The organism is Cutibacterium sp. 37298 (genome assembly GCF_023838685.1).
Classification (GTDB): Bacteria; Actinomycetota; Actinomycetes; order Propionibacteriales; family Propionibacteriaceae; genus Cutibacterium; species Cutibacterium acnes.
In genome coordinates this window covers 57,970-76,695 of sequence record NZ_JAJNRJ010000001.1, presented here as the reverse complement: position 1 = coordinate 76,695, position 18,726 = coordinate 57,970, and the positions used below count along the sequence as shown (strand labels likewise).

14 protein-coding genes and 1 pseudogene are annotated in these 18,726 nt (G+C 61.4%); 9 read left to right on the top strand and 6 right to left on the bottom strand.

Annotated features, from left to right (window positions below; all coding sequences use genetic code 11):
- Positions 1-128: 128 nt before the first annotated feature.
- The gene (locus tag LRP59_RS00335) at positions 129-1,535 is read left to right on the top strand and encodes an amidase (RefSeq protein WP_002520706.1); all 1,407 of its coding nucleotides are present in this window, start codon (positions 129-131) and stop codon (positions 1,533-1,535) included.
- 210 nt (positions 1,536-1,745) lie between these two features.
- Here the strand turns inward: LRP59_RS00335 and LRP59_RS00330 are convergent, their stop codons facing one another.
- From LRP59_RS00330 to LRP59_RS00315, 4 genes are all read right to left on the bottom strand, one after another.
- On the bottom strand, positions 1,746-3,260 hold the full coding sequence (locus LRP59_RS00330; RefSeq protein WP_002514496.1) for an acetyl-CoA hydrolase/transferase family protein: 1,515 nt from the start codon (positions 3,258-3,260) through the stop codon (positions 1,746-1,748).
- Positions 3,261-3,537: 277 nt separating this feature from the next.
- Positions 3,538-4,347, bottom strand: a complete 810-nt coding sequence (locus LRP59_RS00325; RefSeq protein ID WP_002520704.1) for an aldose 1-epimerase — start codon at positions 4,345-4,347, stop codon at positions 3,538-3,540.
- A gap of 2 nt (positions 4,348-4,349) precedes the next feature.
- A complete protein-coding gene (gene serB, locus LRP59_RS00320) occupies positions 4,350-5,207 on the bottom strand; it encodes a phosphoserine phosphatase SerB (protein WP_002514494.1) in 858 nt (285 codons plus the stop codon).
- A gap of 78 nt (positions 5,208-5,285) precedes the next feature.
- Positions 5,286-6,374 carry a class I SAM-dependent methyltransferase gene (locus LRP59_RS00315; protein ID WP_002520702.1) on the bottom strand — a complete coding sequence of 363 codons (1,089 nt, stop codon included), beginning with the start codon at positions 6,372-6,374 and terminating at the stop codon, positions 5,286-5,288.
- 92 nt (positions 6,375-6,466) lie between these two features.
- Here LRP59_RS00315 and LRP59_RS00310 point away from each other — a divergent pair, with 92 nt between their 5' ends.
- From LRP59_RS00310 to LRP59_RS00295, 4 genes are all read left to right on the top strand, one after another.
- Complete coding sequence (locus LRP59_RS00310) at positions 6,467-7,351, top strand: pyruvate, water dikinase regulatory protein (RefSeq protein ID WP_002514492.1); 885 nt, start codon at positions 6,467-6,469, stop codon at positions 7,349-7,351.
- Between the two features lie 337 nt (positions 7,352-7,688).
- Entirely contained in the window at positions 7,689-10,340 is a 2,652-nt protein-coding gene (gene ppdK / locus LRP59_RS00305; RefSeq protein ID WP_002514490.1) for a pyruvate, phosphate dikinase, read from the top strand.
- Between the two features lie 172 nt (positions 10,341-10,512).
- Positions 10,513-11,688: an FHA domain-containing protein gene (locus LRP59_RS00300; RefSeq protein WP_002514489.1), complete on the top strand. Its 1,176-nt coding sequence runs from the start codon at positions 10,513-10,515 to the stop codon at positions 11,686-11,688.
- A 146-nt stretch (positions 11,689-11,834) separates the two neighbouring features.
- Positions 11,835-12,563: a ThuA domain-containing protein gene (locus LRP59_RS00295; RefSeq protein WP_002514488.1), complete on the top strand. Its 729-nt coding sequence runs from the start codon at positions 11,835-11,837 to the stop codon at positions 12,561-12,563.
- Between the two features lie 23 nt (positions 12,564-12,586).
- On the opposite strand, the gene deoC is transcribed toward LRP59_RS00295, so the two are convergent.
- Positions 12,587-13,261, bottom strand: a complete 675-nt coding sequence (deoC, locus tag LRP59_RS00290; protein WP_002514487.1) for a deoxyribose-phosphate aldolase — start codon at positions 13,259-13,261, stop codon at positions 12,587-12,589.
- A 22-nt stretch (positions 13,262-13,283) separates the two neighbouring features.
- Between deoC and LRP59_RS00285 the strand changes: the two are divergent.
- Positions 13,284-13,510: pseudogene (locus LRP59_RS00285) on the top strand (hypothetical protein).
- A 514-nt stretch (positions 13,511-14,024) separates the two neighbouring features.
- Here LRP59_RS00285 and LRP59_RS00280 read toward each other — a convergent pair.
- Complete coding sequence (locus LRP59_RS00280; RefSeq protein ID WP_002514486.1) at positions 14,025-14,756, bottom strand: response regulator transcription factor; 732 nt, start codon at positions 14,754-14,756, stop codon at positions 14,025-14,027.
- A 423-nt stretch (positions 14,757-15,179) separates the two neighbouring features.
- Between LRP59_RS00280 and LRP59_RS00275 the strand changes: the two genes are divergently transcribed.
- The 3 genes from LRP59_RS00275 to dnaK all read left to right on the top strand — a co-directional run bounded on the left by LRP59_RS00275 (position 15,180) and on the right by dnaK (position 18,668).
- Positions 15,180-16,325 (top strand): inorganic phosphate transporter, encoded by a 1,146-nt coding sequence (locus LRP59_RS00275; protein ID WP_002514485.1) that lies wholly within the window; start codon positions 15,180-15,182, stop codon positions 16,323-16,325.
- The gene (locus tag LRP59_RS00270) at positions 16,322-16,555 is read left to right on the top strand and encodes a hypothetical protein (RefSeq protein ID WP_002514484.1); all 234 of its coding nucleotides are present in this window, start codon (positions 16,322-16,324) and stop codon (positions 16,553-16,555) included. Before LRP59_RS00275 ends, LRP59_RS00270 begins: the two co-directional genes overlap by 4 nt.
- Before the next feature lie 259 nt (positions 16,556-16,814).
- Positions 16,815-18,668 (top strand): molecular chaperone DnaK, encoded by a 1,854-nt coding sequence (gene dnaK, locus LRP59_RS00265; RefSeq protein WP_002514483.1) that lies wholly within the window; start codon positions 16,815-16,817, stop codon positions 18,666-18,668.
- Positions 18,669-18,726 lie beyond the last annotated feature (58 nt).

Below are 18,726 nucleotides of genomic sequence, written 5' to 3'. Positions count from 1 at the left end.
GCCAATCTCGTGAATATGAGTTGGCATGGCTAGCGGGTTAGCTTGCTGCGCCAGAGTCCATTTTTTATACGGATATGCGGGCGTAATGACTGGGCCTCGAAGGAAAAGACACCGAACGTGGTAGGACCATGACTATGGATCCACTGACCGCCCTGGAAACCTCCACCCGTATCGCCGCTGGTGACGTCGGGATCCTTGACATTGTCGACGCCGCCCTCGAGGCGGCACATGCCGACGAATGTCACGCTTGGACCTGGATCGATGACACCGGGGCTCGGAACACCGCCCGAAAACTCCAGCGTCAACTCGATGCCGGACAAGCCCGTCCCGGCCCGCTGTTCGGTGTTCCCTGCCCGGTCAAGGACCTCAACGCCTTAGCCGGGGCGCCCCGAGCCGTCGGTAGCCGAGCTGTCGGCGGGACGCCTTCGGACCACGACGACGGCATCGTCACTCGGCTCAAGGCCGCCGGTGCCATCCCGATCGGTACGACGGCCGCTCCCGAGTTTGGGCTTCCCTGCTACACCGAGCCGGATGGTCGGGCGGCGACCGTCACTCCGTGGGACCACACCCGAATGGCGGGAGGGTCCTCTGGTGGTGCTGCGGCCGCAGTCGGGGCTGGTCAGGTGCCGATCGCTCAAGGCTCCGACGGCGGCGGGTCGATACGCATCCCGGCGTCATGTTGCGGTGTCGTCGGCCTCAAACCCAGCCGTGGGCGAGTTTCGGCCGGTCCTTACGGGATCGACGGTCCCGGGCTGGTCTGCGGTGGGGTGCTGACCCGCACGGTGCGCGACACCGCAGCCGCTCTTGACGTGCTGTCCGGGCCGTGGCCGGGGGACCCCTTCTACGCCCCGACCCCGACCGAGACCTTCTTGTCGGCCTGTGGCCGTGATCCGGGACGGCTGCGCATCGGAATTCTGCGCGAACCGGTTATCGCTGACGTCCAGGTCCATCCGGACATCCTGGCCGCATTGGACCGGACGGCCGCCACCTTGGAGTCCATGGGCCACGTCGTCGAGCAGACGAGTGCCCCGTTCGGCCCGCGTGAGTGGGACTCTTTTCGGTGCGTGTGGGAAGTGGGGGCGGCGGCGATACCGGTCCTGCCCGAACGTGAGGAGCTCTGCACACCCATGTCTCGTTGGCTGCGGGCCGGGGGCCGACGTCGCAGTGGAGTCGAGCTGGCCGAGGCGTTGGCCGGTATCCAGATGGTGGCCCGTCAAGTTGGGCAGCATTGGCAGCGGTTCGACGTCATTATTAGCCCGACCTTGGCTCAGCCGCCTTTGCCAGTTGGGGCTTTGCGGGACGATGAGGATCCGGCGGCCGATTTTGACGCCCAGTGCCGCTTCACACCGTGGACCAGCTTGTGGAATATCACCGGGCGCCCGGCGATGAGCCTGCCGCTGCACAACATGAGGATCGATGGCGTCGAGCTGCCGATCGGCATCATGATTGGCGGCCGGCTGTACGACGAGGCCACCCTGCTGGCACTCGGATGTGCCCTGGAAAATACTCGGGACTGCGAACGCAACTGCCGATGATCAAAACTCCCGCCTCACCTGTGGTGGCAGCACTGACATGCCTGCCCACGGGCCCGGGCGGGAGTTTTTGCATGTCGACCTGTGTGCAGCCACGGCCGCGCACAATGACGTGGCGTGACGAAAATCGTCACGTGCCGCGACTGCCGCACATAATGATCGCCCCAGAACCGCAACGGTCCTGGGGCGATTGTGGGTCAGGGTTGTAAGACTTCAGTCCTTCTTCATGGTGCCGGTCTCGAGGAACCGGGTGTGCCATGAGTACGCCTCACCCAGCAGGTGCGGGGTGTGCTTGAACTTGCAGTCGCGCAGCGCACGCTCGTAGTAGTCGAGCAGCATCGGACGGTAGTCCGGGTGGGCACAATTCTCGATGATCTTCGGGGCGCGCTGGCGTGGGGCCAGGCCACGCAGATCAGCGATGCCTTGCTCGGTGATGATAACCATACCGTCGTGCTCGGTGTGGTCGACGTGGGAGACCATCGGGACGATCGCCGAGATGGCGCCCCCCTTGGCTGTCGACGGGGACACGAAGGCCGAAATGTAGGCATTGCGGGTGAAGTCGCCGGATCCACCGATGCCGTTCATCATCCGCGAGCCCATGACATGGGTCGAGTTGACATTGCCATAGATGTCGGCCTCGATCATGCCGTTAGCGCCGATGACGCCGAGGCGGCGAATGACCTCGGGGTGGTTCGAAATTTCCTGCGGGCGCAAAATGATGTGATCGCGGTAGAAGGCTGCGTTCTCGTTCATCTTGTGCGCATAGTCAGGCGACAGCGAGAAGGCGGTAGCGGAGGCGACGTCAAGCTTGCCGGCATCGATGAGGTCGATCATGCCGTCCTGGATCACCTCGGTGTACGAGGTCAGATGCTCCAGGTCGGAGTGAAGCAAGCCGTCAAGAACGGCGTTCGGGATGTTGCCGACGCCGGACTGGAGCGGCAGCAGGTTCTTGGGGATGCGTCCCTGCTTGACCTCGTTGTCATAAAAGTCGAGCAGGAATCCGGCGATCTTGCGAGAGTCGTCGTCGATCGGCTTGAACGGGGTGTTGCGGTCGGGGCCTGCGGTCTCGACGATCGCCACAATCTTGTTCTGGGAGATGTGGAGGAATTTGTCACCGATCCGGTCACCGGGATGGGTGATCGGGATCGGCACCCGGTTCGGAGGAAGCGCAAAACCACCGTAGATGTCGTGCATTCCTTCGAGGTCCTCGGACTGCCACGAGTTGACCTCGATGATGACTTTCTCGGCGGTGTCACAGTAGACCGCGTTGTTGCCAACCGACGAGGTGAGGACGACATCCCCGTCCGCGGTGATTCGTGTGGCCTCGATGACGGCGAAGTCGACCTTGCCGAAGAAGCTCTGACGCACCATCATGCCCGACTCCGATAGATGGATGTCGGTGTAGAAGGAGGTGCCGTCGTTGATCTTGCTTCGCATCTGGGGATCGGACTGGTATGGCATACGCCAGCCGATGCCGTCAACGGAGGCGAGGGCGCCGTCGAGTTCAGGAGCGGTCGAGGCTCCGGTGAAGACGTTGACGGTGAACTTCTCACCACGGTCGTGGGACTCTTGGATGCGCTTGGCCAGTGCGCCTGGAAGCTCTTTGGGGTAGCCCGACCCAGTGAATCCACCGAATCCGATCTGGTCGCCGTCATGGATGAGGGCAGCCGCGTCGTCCGCGCTCATCACTTTCTGACGCAGGGCTGCGTTGGCAATCCGCTCTGACATCTGTCCTCCTGCCGCCGTGCGGCTGGTTGTCGGTGACGGCACACAGCACTACCTGTGAACCGTCGAAGAAACACTGTTTCGTTCCCGGTGAAGGCGGTCCGAAACCGTGACATCACTGTATATGGCGTTCTTTAGAACGGGATGAGCCACCCCTGCTATTTGGAGTCGGGTGAGCACTGTTGCTCGTGGACAAGTGAAGTGTTTGCACGGATGTTCGTGGCGCTGCCTCACATGTCTGGTCGGGTGTGGCCTCCATGGCGTCCGATCTTGGCCATGATCACAACGTTTCGACGCTAATCCGTGTGGACATGGTGAGGTCGCTGTGTGGGGCAACAATGACCGCATTGTCCTTGCAGGCCCCGGTCTCGACGCATACGAAATCGCGCCATGCCTGGGCTGTTGGGTTATCGGCATGTGTCGACGAGGAGCGTGGATTCCAGACCACGGCGCTGGGGCACCTTGTCGTCTCCACGTGGATCTGGCGTCCCCACGCTGGATCGAGGAGGGCTAGGGCGGGCCCGACTCCCTGGATGACGGTGTCAGTATCAGGAGTTACGGCAAGCTCGTTGGCGTCGAAGGACCCCTTGTCACCGGTCGCGAAGTTGTGCCAGCTGGCGCCGCGAACGCCCCTGACCCGTGCCTGTGCGGCATCTGCGACGCGCAGGTAGGTGTGCCACATCCCCTCGGTGACGCGTGGTTTCTGATCATGGTTGGTGAGGGTAAGCATCATCTTCAAGGCCGTGTTCGTCATGACAACCTCGTGACGGATTCCGATGGACGCGGTCTCAGCAACCCCGACGACGCGGAAGGGATCAGTGGCCGTTACCTCGAAGTCGGTGCGACGGGCCAGGCCGTGCTGGGGGTCCTGATCATTGTTGGGGCCGTGACCAAACCACGGGGCACACAGCGGGATTCCTCCCCGGATCACGGCCTCGGACTCGGCAGCGTGCTCGGCGTCGAACCAGATGACGGGCTTGTCGTCGGCTTGCCAGGCTAACACTTGGCAGCCATGCTCTGCTACCTGCCAAGTGCCATCATGGGCCGAATGAAGGGTTCCAGGAAGGGTACTCATGCACTTTATGATCATGGTCAGTGGGCCCACACAGCGCGAACTGCGTCTATCCGCTCACACCTGATGGTGTTTCGTGCAGCCTCGACGGCGACCGGCTTAGCGCAGAAGGCGATCGGCAGCCCAGCGATAGCGAACATGTCAAGATCGTTAGCTCCATCCCCTAGGGCGATTGTTCGCTCAAGAGCGACCCCGCGTTCCGAGGCCCAGCGACGTAGCCAGGTCGCCTTTGCCGCCCGGTCGATGATGTCACCAACCACTCGTCCGGTGAGGTGATCATCGACGATTTCGAGCTCATGAGAGGCTGCGAAATCAGCCCCGATCTGTTCGGCCAACGGATCGACCAGGGCCGTGAACCCGCCAGATACCAATCCGACGGCAGCCCCAACTTCATGTGCAGCGGCCACCAGCTCAGCCGTCCCAGGGGTGATGACGGTGGCTTTCCACGCCTCCTCGAGGGCCCCGATATGCAACCCTTCCAGACACCTGACTCGGGCATACAGGGATTGTGTGAAGTCCAGTTCTCCGGCCATGGCGCGGGCGGTGATCCCGCGGATCTCATCGGCTTTCCCGGCGCACTCGGCGAGCAGATCGATGGCCTCGGTGCGTGTGACGGTTGAGTCAACGTCGCAGACGACGAGGCCAGGCGGATCGGTGGCCAGGGCGCCGTGGGGATGCAGCACACCGACACCGTTGGCGGCAGCGAGCTCACGTACTTGCGTCATATTGCCCTCGAAGGACATGGCGTATTCGAAAATATGGGCGGTCCACTCACCGGTGTGAATGCCGCGCATGCAGGCCGCATCGGGCCATAGCAGGGTGTCGGGGGAGCGAAGGCTGGAGCGATCGTCGCTGACGAGGATGACGCGAGAATTCATGAGACTACGGTAGGGGCGTTTGGGCGGGTGTGGTCGAGGTCACGGCCCTTGGCACGGTGTGGGCTTGAGGTTGTCGGCTTATCGACGCACTGTTCGGATGACGGTGTATCGACGATTCCGTACGACTTGGCGGGTCGGCCCAATAGTGCGCCGTACATGAGACGCCCACGGCAGGTGGTTGTTGTACACACACCACAGAGTCCCGCCGGGGCGTAGCACGCGTGCAGCGTCAGCCAGCATGGCCAGGGTCGGGGCGTGGTCCTGGGCGGTGCCACGGTGGAAGGGCGGATTGGTGACAACGACGTCGACGCTCTCATGAGGCACGTCGACTAGACCGTCGCACCAATGAGTGACGATATTGAGCTGGTTCGCCTGAGCGGTGAGACGGGTGGAATCAACGGCCTGCCATGACACGTCGGTGGCGTGAATTGTGGCCTGGGGAAGCAGTCGCGCCAGATGGGCGGAGATGACACCATTCCCGCACCCCAGATCGACGGCGTCGGAGTGGACGTCGGCTGCGATGGCGTCGAGGTAGTCGAGCAGCAGGGAGGTTCCGGCGTCGACTCCGGCGGTGTGGAAGACGCCTCCGTGGGCTCGGATCGTCAATCCGTTGACGGTGTTGGTGCGCGGCCATGTACCGGTGATGGCGGGGCGCTGCCGGGGTGACGAGAAGTGCAGCACACGGGCTTTGCGCACCCCGAGGCTGGCGTGGACCTCGTTAAACCAGCGGGCGGCGACGTCATTCATGGACCGGCTCATGTGCTTGATGCGCCCACCGGCGACGATATGGGCATCGGGGCCAAGGATGCGCCACAGCGTTCCTAACAGTTCGTCGAGCTCGTCGAGGCTGGCAGGCAGGCTCATCCACACCACGGGGCTGTCTGAAACGTCGCCTGCGGTCAAGGGGTTGAGGCGGATGGCCTCAGGGATGTCGGCGAGATCGCGGCAGTCATCAGCCCACGCCGCAACCCGTCCCTCGGCCACGTGCACCAAGGAAGGACGCCCCAACACCCACACTGAGTCGGTGTGCGGCGATTCGGCGGCGATGAGCTCGTCAACGGGGTCCCGGGTGGCAGCATCCATGGTGGCAGTCTCCCAGATCGGGAGGGGGCCGACTTGGCGATGCTGTTCGGAGCTGTCAATAAACGCCGATGGTAACGTTAACATCGTCGTGTTGAGATGTTTCCCCGCAGCTATGGACAGTCGTTGCGCGGTAGTGGCGGCACAGAGCCAGGGTGCGGCAGTCCTAAGATGGCGACATGGCAGAGTCGCCCCTGGAAATACACGTCATCGCTGATTCGACGGGTGAGACCGCCGTTCGTCTGGCTCGGGCTGCCCGCAGTCAGTTCGAGGGGGTCCATTGGCACATCGTGCGCCACCCCATGATCGGTACCGTACCGGAAATGGTTTCGGCTCTCGAGGCTGTTTCAGAGGCTTACGAGGCTGGGCAGTGGGTGTGTGTTGTGCATACCTTGGTGCTGCCCGATATGCGCCGGATGGTCTCCGATGCGTGTGAAGAGATGGGCATTCGTGAGCTCGACCTTATGGGTCCGATGCTCGAGGCGATGGAGGAGGCCTCTGGCCTAGATGCCGACGCGGTACCGCGTCGTCCGGTGGGTGTTGAGGCCGACTATTTCACCCGGATCTCCGCGATGGAATTCGCGGTCCGTAACGACGACGGCGCTATTCCCGACCGCCTTACCGAGGCTGATATTTGCCTGGTGGGTGTGAGCCGATCAGGAAAGACGCCATTGTCGATCTACCTGGGGTACTTGGGTTATAAGACGGTTAACGTCCCGCTGGTTCCTGGCATCGCTCCGCCGACCGAGCTCGCTGCGGTGGACCGATGGCGCATTGTTGGGTTGACGATTGACGCTCAGCGTCTGCTGGAAATCCGTGGTCGCCGAGTGCGTGGATTGGGCGGTTTCGGTAATGAGGACGGGTACGCGGACCTCGCCGCGATTTACGAGGAGCTGGACGAGGTTGGCAAGATTCAGCGTCGGCTGGGGTGCCCCATCATTGACACGACCGGCCTGGCCTTGGAGGAGTCGGCGACGAAGGTCATTGACGTCGTTGATCAGCGAGCCAAGACGGCGGGTACCCGGCTGCGCAAGCCTGCGGGGTCGTATCGCATGCGCCCCTGACTGCGAGGAGCCACAGAGGTCGGAAGGCGTGATGGCGGCGGAGCTTGCGCTCGTCGTCATTCTGTGGTCTGTGCCTTCGCGCACCTTGAGGAAGAATGAGAGCTGCGCACCACAGACCGCCGCTGGACTCACCGCTCGGAGACCGCGCGATATGACGATGACTTCAGTGGTATTCGTCATTCTTGGTGGTTGCTGCTAGTGAAAATGCGCCGCGAGCGTGAAAGAATGACCATATCCGGCCCAACTGAGGGCTGGGCCTCGGGTCCGCGACGCAATCGCACGGGCCCGATCGCCGTGATTTGCTGAACAGGCTGACACAGATCGAAGGAGATCAGTCATGAGTGACCGTTACGTGTACGACTTGTCCGAGGGCAGTGCGGAAATGAAACCGCTGCTCGGCGGCAAGGGCGCAGGAGTTGCCGAGATGAAGCGTCTCGGCGTCCCGGTGCCCGACGGATTTACCGTCACCACCGAAGCCTGCGTGGACACCATGACGAGGAAGGGTGAGTGGCCCGAAGATCTGGAGTCCCAAGTATGGGAGGGCCTTAAGCGACTTGAGGAGCGCACCGGTCGCGTCCTCGGTGACGACAAGAAGCCGCTGCTGGTCTCCGTGCGATCTGGCGCCGTGATCTCGATGCCCGGCATGATGGACACCATCCTCAACCTCGGCATCTCTGACGACACCGTTGAGGCCATCGCTAAGGAAGCCGGCAATGAGCGGTTTGCGTGGGACTGCTACCGCCGCTTCATCCAAATGTACGGCGAGGTCGTCGAGGGTATCGACGCTCACATTTACGAGGATGCCCTGACCGCCCTTAAAGAGAAGAAAGGCGTCGAGTCCGACACCGATCTGAGTGCCGATGACCTCAAGGGTCTCGTTGACACCTTCAAGAAGCTGTCGAACGAGCAGCTCGGTGGGAACTGGACAATCGATCCGCGTGAGCAGCTGATGCGTGCCGTTGACGCCGTTTTCCGTTCCTGGCTCAACCCGCGTGCCTTCGTCTACCGCAAAGCCAACAAGATTCCCGACGACTTGGGTACCGCCGTCAACGTCATGCAGATGGTCTTCGGTAACCGTGGCGACACGTCCGCTACCGGTGTCTGCTTCACCCGTAACCCTGCCACCGGTGAGAAGGAGCTCTACGGTGAGTTCCTCGTTAATGCTCAGGGTGAGGACGTCGTTGCGGGTATCCGCACCCCGCGTTCCCTCGCCGAGATGGAGGAGGTGCTTCCGGAGGCCTACCACGACCTTATCGACACCATGAAGAAGATGGAGTCGCACTACCGCGACATGCAGGACATGGAGTTCACCGTCGAGAATGGCAAGCTCTACCTGCTGCAGACCCGTAACGGTAAGCGCACTGCTGCTGCGGCCCTCAAGGTGGCTCGCGACCTCGTCGACGAGGGGGTCATCACCAAGGAAGAAGCCCTCATGCGGATCGAGCCGGCTCAGCTTGATCAGCTCTTGCACGAGGCGATCGACCCGGACCACAGTGAGCAGCCAGTTGCCGAGGGCCTGCCAGCCTCACCGGGTGCTGCTGTTGGTGAGGCTGTCTTCGACGCTGACGTTGCTGCTGAGCGTGGCGCCAAGGGCGAGAAGGTTGTCCTCATTCGCTTCGAAACCACCCCTGACGACATTCACGGTGTCATCGTCAGCCAGGGCGTTCTGACCGCCCACGGCGGTATGACTTCCCACGCGGCCGTTGTCGCTCGTGGCATGGGCAAGCCCTGCGTTGCCGGCGCTCGTGGCATCAAGATTGACGCTAAGGCCGCTACCCTGACCATTGGTGACACCGTCATCCACGAGGGCGACATGATCACCCTTGATGGATCCACTGGTGAGGTCTTCGCCAGCGGCCTCAAGCTCATTCCACCGCAGATCAACGCGGACTTCCAGGAGGTGCTCTCCTGGGCCGACGAGATCCGTCGCCTGGGTGTCGAGGCCAACGCCGACAATGCCACCGACGCTGCCAAGGCTCGCGAGCTGGGTGCCGAGGGCATCGGGTTGTGCCGTACCGAGCACATGTTCTTCGGTGCTGATCGTCTGCCGGCCATGCACGAGATGATCACCGCGGACACCCCGGAGGAGCGTCAGGCAGCCGTCGACAAGATCCTGCCTATGCAGCAGGATGACTTCGAGGGTATCTTCACCGCGATGAAGGGCCTGCCCGTCACCGTCCGGTTGCTTGACCCGCCTCTTCACGAGTTCCTGCCGAACCTCGTTGAGCAGTCCCTCAAGGTTCAGAAGATGGAGAACCAGGGTGCTGACGCTGGTGAGCTCGACAAGGAACGTCGTCTGTTGGCCCAGGTGAAGAAGCTGCACGAGCAGAACCCGATGCTCGGTACCCGTGGTTGCCGTCTTGGCATGCTCTACCCGGAGATTCCTGACATGCAGGCCCGCGCGATTATTCGCGCTGTCCTGTCGGTGCTCAAGAAGGAGGGTGAGACCGTCCAGATCCACATCATGATCCCGTTGGTCTTCACCCCAATCGAGCTTGAGACCCATCGTCGGATCGTTCAGCAGGCCATCGATGAAGAGTTCGAGTCTGCCGGTACCAAGGTCGACGTCAAGATCGGAACCATGATCGAGTTGCCGCGTGCCGCCCTGGTTGCCGACAAGATTGCCGAAGTTGCTGACTTCTTCAGCTTCGGTACCAACGACCTGACCCAGACCACGCTGGGCATCAGCCGTGACGACGCCGAGAATGGCTTCCTCACTGAGTACCTGCGCACTAAGGTCCTCAAGGACAACCCGTTCGCCTCGATCGACCAAGAGGGCGTCGGCCAGCTCGTTGCCGGAGCCGTTGAAAAGGGCCGCAAGACTAATCCAGAGCTGTCTGTCGGGGTCTGCGGTGAGCACGGTGGCGATCCGGACTCGATCCACTTCTTCAACAAGACTGGGCTCGATTACGTGTCCTGCTCGCCGTTCCGTGTACCGATCGCGCGGTTCGCTGCGGCCCAGGCAGTCATCTCCCAGCAGGAGAAGTGATCTGCCATCGCATTATTGATGTGTGATTCTGCGGCCTCTCCATCGTGGTGGAGAGGCCGCATACACGCCGGTATGTACCGGCTACTTCGCGTCCGATTGGAGGGGGTTCGTCGACTCGGGTCCATAGTCGCGGAATAATGGCATTAATCGTGCCTCGACTTCTGGAGGATCAATGTCCCAGACTTTCGGTGCTTGGCGTGTCACCTACATCCCTGGTTCCTGGGTGGTGCTGGCTGGGCCGAGCAGTCTCGTCGTCATGCAGCCAGCTGCCCCGCGCCACTCCGGCCTGGTGTCGTCCATCTGGCGGCACGTAGCCGAGGCCAAGGATCCCGAGTCGCTTGTTGAAACCCTCTCGATCATCGGGCTGGCCAAGATGCCCAGCTTGGGGGCGTTCTTTTGGGTGGATGGGGAGATGTATTCCCTGGCGCGTGGCCAGATCGTCGTCAAGGACGCCTCCACCGGCGAGATCGTCAACCACGGTGACGGTCTGTTGACGTGGAGCGAGAAGAAACTGAACCCGGCGACCATCGTCGTCGAAATGGAGCAGGCTGGGCAGGGACTATCGATGCCATTGCTGCTAGGTGTTGCCCAGGCGAGCAAACTCATCATCGATGCCACCGGCAATGTTGAGCCCTTCGTCGTACCGCAGACCGACGAAGTCCATCGTCCACGCGTGTTAGGTGACGATGCGCTCAAGCCGTGGACATCAGAGTCGGACGAGGCTCACAAGGCTGACGAGTCTGAGGGCTCTGATGAGACGGGTGAGGACGCCGGGTCAAGCGAGGCACCCGATGATGAGGACCGCGCTCCCGGATTCGTGGAGGTTCCGGCCCCGGGCGAGGTTCCTGAGACCGCCGTCGGGTCTGCGTCTGTCACCGAGTCCGCCACAAGTGACGAGGCCCGGGAGTCTGACGGTGAGGATGCTGTTGCCCCAGTTCGCTCTCAGGATGATTCCCATGGCGACTGGCGCTTTGCGTCGATCTCGACGAGCGACCGTCTGTCTTCGCAGTCGGACGCTGCGGCTGCCACCCTCGTCTCGAGCACCGGAGAGGTGACCCACCTCTACGGTCCTGTTCTTATTGGGCGGGCTCCGCGAGGCGATAATGGTGAGGACATCATGCGGGTGCCGTCGCCGGGGCAGGACATTAGCCGTACCCACGTCAAGGTCGCTCCTGGCCAGTGGGGGATCGAGGTCACTGACATGCATTCGACGAACGGCACCGTCGTTTGCCGCATCGGCCAGGAGCCGTTGCAGTTGGAGAGCGGCCGGACGGTCGACCTGTCCATCGGTGATTCGGTCGATCTAGGTGACGGAGTTGTCATCACCATCGAGGCTTATCAAGGCTGACTCTGGGCGTGGATGTCCTGGAACGACGCTGCCCTCGTTTCGGGAGGAGATTTCGACACCAAGCTGTAACGTCACCGGTTCGCCCTTTGCGAGTTAGTCTCCTAGTGTGATTCCTTGGGTTTACCCAGAATCAGGAAGGAAGTCCGATGGGACACATTCTCGTGTTGTCGGGGGCTGGGCGTTATGCGGACAACATCCACGATTTTGACGCAACCTCCGAGGCTGTCTCCCAGGTCTTGACTGAGCGGGGCCATCAGGTGGAGGTGAGGCGATCATATCCGGAGGCCTTGGATCACCTCGCCGGCGCGGATCTGCTCATCGTCAATACCGGGGGTGGCGACCCGGAGGAAGAGTGGGACTACATCCCGGAGTGGTCGCGCGCCCACAGCAAGATCCTGGAACATCACGAGGCTGGCAAGCCAATCCTCGGACTACACACTGCGTGCAACACCTTCTGTGACTGGGACCTGTGGCCGTCCATTCTTGGCGGTAAGTGGGTGCTAGGAGTGAGCGGACATCCTGAGAGGTCCTACGCCGTCTTTGAGCCCATGCCGGAAGCGGCAGATCACCCGATTCTGCGTGGTGTTGAGCAGGTAGTGGTCTATGACGAGCGCTACTCCGACCTGGACATCAACCCACTCGCGACCCCGCTGCTGTTCCACGAGACCGGAGAGGAATTCTACCCGATGTGCTGGGTAATGGGCAATAGCGTCGTATATGACGGTCTGGGCCATTCGCCGCGCTCGTACTACTCGGCGTCGCGACGCCAGCTATTGTGCAACGAGGTCTCGTGGCTGCTTAACTGGAAGCGTCGCGAGGCTGCCGCCAAGGGCGCGGCTGAGGTTAATCCGTCGTCGACTCAGCCCGTGCTTTGACAGCGTTAACGCTACGCATGGTGTCATTCCGCGGGAGCTCCGGCAAGGATCTTGGCGGTCGAGGAAACTCCTAGACGCGTCGCCCCGGCCTCGACCATCGCGCATGCCGTCTGGTAGTCGCGGATGCCGCCGGACGCTTTGACGCCCAGACGTCCACCAACAGTATCAGCCATGACCTTGACGGCCTCGACGCTTGCGCCGCCACGTGGGTGGAATCCCGTCGACGTCTTGACGAAGTCGGCGCCGGCCTTCTCGGCAGCCTGGCACGCCTGCACAATCTCGTCGTCGGTCAGCACCGCCGACTCGATAATGACCTTAAGGATCTTCGGATCCGGGACGGCCTGCTTGACGGCAGCGATATCGGCGGTGACGTCCTCCCAGCGTCCCTCCTTTATCAGACCAAGGTTGATCACCATGTCGACCTCCTCGGCTCCTGCGGCGATGGCCTCGCGAGCCTCAGCAGCCTTTACTGCGCTGGTGTGCTTGCCTGACGGGAACCCGCACACGACGGCCAGATGCACGTCACCCATGTCGAGGTTTAATGGCAGCATCGATGGCGATACACACACCGACCACGTCCCATATTTTTTAGCATCGGCAACCAGCTTGGCGACGTCGTTGTGGGTGGCCTCAGGGGTCAGCAGGGTGTGATCGATCATGCCGGCCAACTCGGTGGCAGACAGTGGGGCAGAGGACATGCCAGCTCCTTGTCTTGGGTAAGTGCCTCCAGCCTACTGGCTGTCGATCTGCGGCGGTTGCCTACTTAGTGGTCTCCTGTTCCAGCAGTCCCATCAGGCGACGTTTGCGCTCTTCGACGCTGAGCCTGCTACACCACGTGCATGCTTCCCTGAGTGAGGAACGTCATACCAGTGGCAGCAGGAAGTCCTGCGGTAGAAAAGGTGGCTAATGCCATCATGTTCAAGGATTTCAAAATGGCCGCCACGTGAAAGTTGGGGACGCCGATTCATGAAATCGGTGGCCATGTCAATCAGCTCGTGGGTATCCTATTGACACATACGGCATTATCCTTCATGGAAGTAATTCATGCCCCTGCAAGGCCCATACCAATAGCTAGATGGTAGTCAAGTCGCTTTCTGTCATAGAATTCTTGCGCTCACCACGGCGACTCACCGGCAAGATTCTCCCTCTCCTGCTCTGTGAGACTGTTCCAGTCGTCGAGGTCTTCAGGATTAATGTACACGCTGTCATTAATGACGAGAGTGTGTTCCGTTATTACACTTATTCGTCTTATCGTCATCCCAATTTTGTGGGGAGCATATTTCCTCACGAAGGGGATAGAAGCTTTATAGACGTGATGCTAAGTTGAGGTCATTGGGGAGGACCCGAGAGGCCATCGATCCAGATGCCATGTGGATCTGTGCTTTGGGGGGATTCGTTCCAGCGCGAGTCGAGCGGGTGGTCGTCTATAGGTGGGCTAGGGGAGAAATCGCTTGGACGTTCTCATTCCGCAGGTTTGAGAACGTAACCTGCCCCACGCATGGTGTGGATCATCGGTGTGTGTCCCCTGTCGATCTTCTTGCGCAGGTAAGAGATGTACAACTCGACGACATTGGCTTGACCTCTGAAATCGTAATTCCACACTCGATCAAGGATTTGGGCTTTGGAGAGCACTCGCTTGGGATTGCGCATGAAATAGCGCAGCAGCTCAAACTCGGTGGTCGTCAGGTGGATTTCTTCGCCTGCTCGGCGTACCTCCCGGGAGTCCTCGTCAAGGGTGAGATCTCCAACCGTCAACATGGAGTCGGACTTGGGCTCAGTGGCCCCCGCACGGCGCAGGAGGGCGCGTAACCGGGCGATGACCTCTTCGAGGGAGAAAGGTTTGGTGATGTAGTCATCGCCGCCGGCCGTGAGGCCAGCGATACGGCCACTAATGGCGTCTTTGGCGGTAAGGAAAACCGCCGGAACAGTGGGCTGGTTCATTCGGATTTGCCTCATGACTTCGAGCCCGTCGAAATCAGGCAGCCTCATGTCGAGGACGATGACATCAGGGCGGGTGGCCTGTGCTTCGTGGACGGCATGAGCACCGGAATTAGCGGTGGTGACGTCCCATCCCTCATAACGCATGGCCATGGAGAGCAACCCAGTGAGGCTCGGCTCGTCCTCAACGACCAGGACGCGGATGGGGGACCCGTCAGCGCCGGTGAATCTGGGAGGTTGTGTGGGGAGTGCCATGGACTAAGGGTTTCACGTGGAAAGTCCGTTTTACCTTGTGTGTCTCCTGTTATCTTCCTGTGAAGATGGGCAATGGTGTAACGCCTGCCGCGGCCGGGGCTGATGTGAAGTCATGGTGAACTCTTGGCTAACAACAGCGGTAGCGGAGCGGTGCGATAGTTGGAGCTGCGCTGTCAAACACCGCGTGAAGTCAGGTTTACACGGCGGAGTTTTGTGTCGGACGGCAGCGTGTCGGGTGAAAATCGTTTACCTTGATGTCATCTGAGGTGATCCCGCCGCGCGAAGATAGGCCAACTGGGCGTAACGTGTCAGCCGGCTGGAGCTGCTCCCGGGTTCTGGCTGACCGTCCTCCCCGCTCCGGTGAGGGGCGGGGGATCCCAGCTTGCCGTCCGGGGGCGTTACGGCCCGCACGAAGGATCTTGCATGAGTTCGACTCTGTTAATCGTGGTCATCGTCGTTGTGACGGCGTTGGCATTCGACTTCACTAACGGCTTCCACGACTCAGCCAACGCTATGGCAACGTCGGTGGCAACCGGGGCGCTCAAGCCCAAGGTGGCCGTCATCATCGCGGCTGTGCTCAACGTCATTGGCGCCTGCCTGTCGACTGAGGTCGCCAAGACGATCTCGGGCGGTATCGTCAACGACCACCTGGTGACCGCTCCCATGGTCTTTGCTGGTCTTATCGGTGCCATCATTTGGAATCTGGCAACGTGGCTGTTCGGTCTGCCATCCAGCTCCTCCCATGCCCTCTTTGGTGGCCTTATCGGTGCTGTGTTGGTTGAGGCTGGTATGAGTGGCATCGACGCCGGCAAGATCATGAGCAAGATCGTTCTACCGGCCTTGGTTGCCCCTTTCGTTGCGGGTATCGCGGCCTTAGTGGCCACGTGGCTGGCTTACCGCATCACCAACCACACTGCGCACCACTCTTCGCGGATGTTCCTTAACGGCCAGCGGGTCTCAGCTTCCATGGTTGCTCTCGCGCATGGCACCTCTGATGGTCAAAAGACGATGGGCATCATTACCCTGGTCCTCATTTCCGCTGGATACCAGGCCTCCGGCACTGGCCCAGAGTGGTGGGTCATCCTGGCTGCGGGGTGCGCCATCGGTCTAGGTACCTATTCGGGTGGTTGGCGCATCATGCGGACCATGGGCAAAGGTCTATGTGATATCGAGTCTCCGCAGGGTTTTGCGGCTGAGACGGCCTCCACTGCCGCGATCCTGGCCTCTTCGCACCTGGGCTTCGCCCTGTCGACCACCCATGTCTGTTCGGGATCGATTCTGGGCTCGGGTATCGGCCGTCACACTGAGGTTCGCTGGGCCACCGCTGGAAAGATGGTTATCGCGTGGCTCGTCACGCTGCCGGCGGCCGCTCTCGTTGGTGCCGTCACCTCAGCCGTCGCCGGTGCCGGCACTTGGGGCGTCATTGTCGACCTCGGCTTGCTGGCTGTCATGGCCGCACTGATTGTCCGTCAGGCCAACCAGCACAAGGTTGACCATAGGAACGTTAACGACTCCACCCAGGTGGGCGTCCGTAAGGGCTCCGCCGTAGCCGGAGGGACTGCAGCATGAATATTGATTGGACTTCGCTAGGGCTGGTGTCCGTCGTCACCGTCGTGGCCACCGTTCTCATTGTCTCCGTCGTTTCGGGTGGGGCACTAATGCTCGATCGGGCGCATGCGCGCGCGGAGGCTGGCAGCGACGGTGCCGCCGGGTTGGTGGCTCTGGGCTGGACGGCGATTGGCGTCGCAGGCCTCATCGTCTTGTATGGGTTATACCTGCTTATCCCGTATTTTCACTGACGTGAAGTGCGGAAGCTGCCGGACGGTTCGCCGTCCGGCATTTTTCATGGCCGGAGGGGGCCATCTGAGGATGTCCTGACGAGACTTTCGGTGGGTGGGAATACTCCCGCCGGATCGTCGGTTGAGTGTAGCGAACTCAACTTCATGAAAAATCAGCCAACGTCAACTTGAGTGCTTGCGACTCAGGGTCTAGGGTTGAGTCGAAGTCGCTCAAGGGGATGTAGTCCCAGAACATTCGTCCATCAGGAGGAAACCAACTATGGCCCGTTCAGTCGGTATCGACCTCGGAACCACCAACTCGTGCGTCGCCGTCCTTGAGGGCGGCGAGCCCACTGTCATCCCGAACGCTGAGGGTGCTCGTACCACCCCGTCGGTGGTCGCATTCACTAACTCCGGCGAGACCCTCGTCGGCGAAGTCGCCAAGCGCCAGGCCGTCACCAACGTTGATCGCACCGTCCGCTCCGTCAAGCGCCATATGGGTGAAGCGTGGACCATGGGTGTTGACGACAAGACCTACAAGCCTCAGCAGATCAGTGCGTTCATTCTGCAGAAACTCAAGAGGGATGCCGAGGCTTACCTCGGTGAGCCGGTGACGAACGCCGTCATCACCGTCCCGGCTTACTTCTCTGACGCCCAGCGTCAGGCCACCAAGGAGGCCGGTGAGATCGCCGGTCTGGCCGTCGACCGTATCGTCAACGAGCCCACCGCAGCCGCCTTGGCATATGGCCTCGACAAGACCGACAAGGACCAGACCGTCCTGGTCTTTGACCTCGGCGGTGGCACCTTCGACGTCTCCCTGCTCGACATCTCCGACGGCGTTTTCGAGGTGAAGGCCACCAACGGCGATAACCACCTCGGCGGTGACGACTGGGACCAGCGCATCGTCGACTGGCTCGTCACCCAGTTCAAGAACGCTAACGGCATCGACCTGGCTGCCGACAAGATGGCCAAGCAGCGTCTGCAGGAGGCCGCCGAGCGCGCCAAGATTGAGCTGTCGCAGGCTTCTGAAACTCATATCAATCTGCCGTACATCACCGCTGGTGCTGCCGGGCCTCTCCACCTTGACGAGAAGCTGACCCGCGCTGAGTTCCAGCGCATGACCTCCGACCTCCTCGAGCGCTGCCGCACCCCGTTCAACGCCGTCATGAAGGATGCTGGACTCAACGTCTCGCAGATCGACGAGGTCATCCTCGTTGGTGGTTCGACCCGTATGCCCGCTGTCGCCGAGCTCGTCAAGGAACTCGCTGGTAAGGATCCGCACAAGGGCGTCAACCCCGATGAGGTTGTGGCCCTCGGCGCCTCCCTGCAAGCCGGTGTGCTGAAGGGTGAGGTCAAAGATGTACTGCTCCTCGACGTCACCCCGCTGAGCCTCGGCATTGAGACCAAGGGCGGCGTGATGACCAAGATCATCGAGCGCAACACCACCATCCCGACCAAGCGTTCGGAGGTGTTCACTACTGCTGAGGACAATCAGCCGTCGGTGATGATCCAGGTATTCCAGGGTGAGCGCGAGTTCGTCCGCGATAACAAGTCGCTGGGCAACTTTGAGCTGACCGGTCTTATGCCGGCCCCGCGCGGCATCCCGCAGATCGAGGTGTCTTTCGACATCGACGCCAACGGCATCGTCCACGTCCACGCCAAGGACATGGCCACCGGGAAGGAGCAGTCCATGACTGTCACCGGCGGATCCGCCCTGGGCAAGGACGAGATCGACCGCATGGTCAAGGAGGCTGAGGCCAACGCCGAGGCTGACAAGAAGCGTCGCGAGGCCGTTGAGATGCGTAACGAGGCCGATGCCCTGGCGTTCCGTACCGAGAAGCTGCTCGACGAGAACTCCGACAAGATCCCCGAGGACACCAAGACTCCGGTGACTGAGGCCATCGCCACATTGAAGGAGACCCTGAAGGGCACCGACAACGACGACGAGGTTAAGGCCGCCATGGACGACCTCAACCAGAAGGCGTCCGCCATGGGCCAGGCGATCTACGCTGCCGCTCAGCAGGCTCAGGCCGAGAATCCGCAGGGCCAGGACGCAGAGTCGGCCAGCTCGGAGTCTGGTGATGACACCGTCGTGGATGCGGAAATCGTCGACGACGAGGACGAGAAAAAGTGACCGGGGCCACGGCCTGACCCCCGCCCCGCCCCCCGGGGGCCCAACCGCGGGGCCCGGG

What these genes read in the sequence shown, in the direction of transcription:
- dnaK (WP_002514483.1), top strand. Translation starts at nt 16,815, where the DNA reads ATGGCCCGTTCAGTCGGTATCGACCTCGGAACCACCAACTCGTGCGTC.
- serB (WP_002514494.1), bottom strand. Translation starts at nt 5,207, where the DNA reads ATGAATTCTCGCGTCATCCTCGTCAGCGACGATCGCTCCAGCCTTCGC.
- LRP59_RS00295 (WP_002514488.1), top strand. Translation starts at nt 11,835, where the DNA reads ATGGGACACATTCTCGTGTTGTCGGGGGCTGGGCGTTATGCGGACAAC.
- ppdK (WP_002514490.1), top strand. Translation starts at nt 7,689, where the DNA reads ATGAGTGACCGTTACGTGTACGACTTGTCCGAGGGCAGTGCGGAAATG.
- LRP59_RS00315 (WP_002520702.1), bottom strand. Translation starts at nt 6,374, where the DNA reads ATGTTAACGTTACCATCGGCGTTTATTGACAGCTCCGAACAGCATCGC.
- LRP59_RS00280 (WP_002514486.1), bottom strand. Translation starts at nt 14,756, where the DNA reads ATGGCACTCCCCACACAACCTCCCAGATTCACCGGCGCTGACGGGTCC.
- LRP59_RS00325 (WP_002520704.1), bottom strand. Translation starts at nt 4,347, where the DNA reads ATGATCATAAAGTGCATGAGTACCCTTCCTGGAACCCTTCATTCGGCC.
- deoC (WP_002514487.1), bottom strand. Translation starts at nt 13,261, where the DNA reads ATGTCCTCTGCCCCACTGTCTGCCACCGAGTTGGCCGGCATGATCGAT.
- LRP59_RS00335 (WP_002520706.1), top strand. Translation starts at nt 129, where the DNA reads ATGACTATGGATCCACTGACCGCCCTGGAAACCTCCACCCGTATCGCC.
- LRP59_RS00300 (WP_002514489.1), top strand. Translation starts at nt 10,513, where the DNA reads ATGTCCCAGACTTTCGGTGCTTGGCGTGTCACCTACATCCCTGGTTCC.
- LRP59_RS00330 (WP_002514496.1), bottom strand. Translation starts at nt 3,260, where the DNA reads ATGTCAGAGCGGATTGCCAACGCAGCCCTGCGTCAGAAAGTGATGAGC.
- LRP59_RS00310 (WP_002514492.1), top strand. Translation starts at nt 6,467, where the DNA reads ATGGCAGAGTCGCCCCTGGAAATACACGTCATCGCTGATTCGACGGGT.
- LRP59_RS00275 (WP_002514485.1), top strand. Translation starts at nt 15,180, where the DNA reads ATGAGTTCGACTCTGTTAATCGTGGTCATCGTCGTTGTGACGGCGTTG.
- LRP59_RS00270 (WP_002514484.1), top strand. Translation starts at nt 16,322, where the DNA reads ATGAATATTGATTGGACTTCGCTAGGGCTGGTGTCCGTCGTCACCGTC.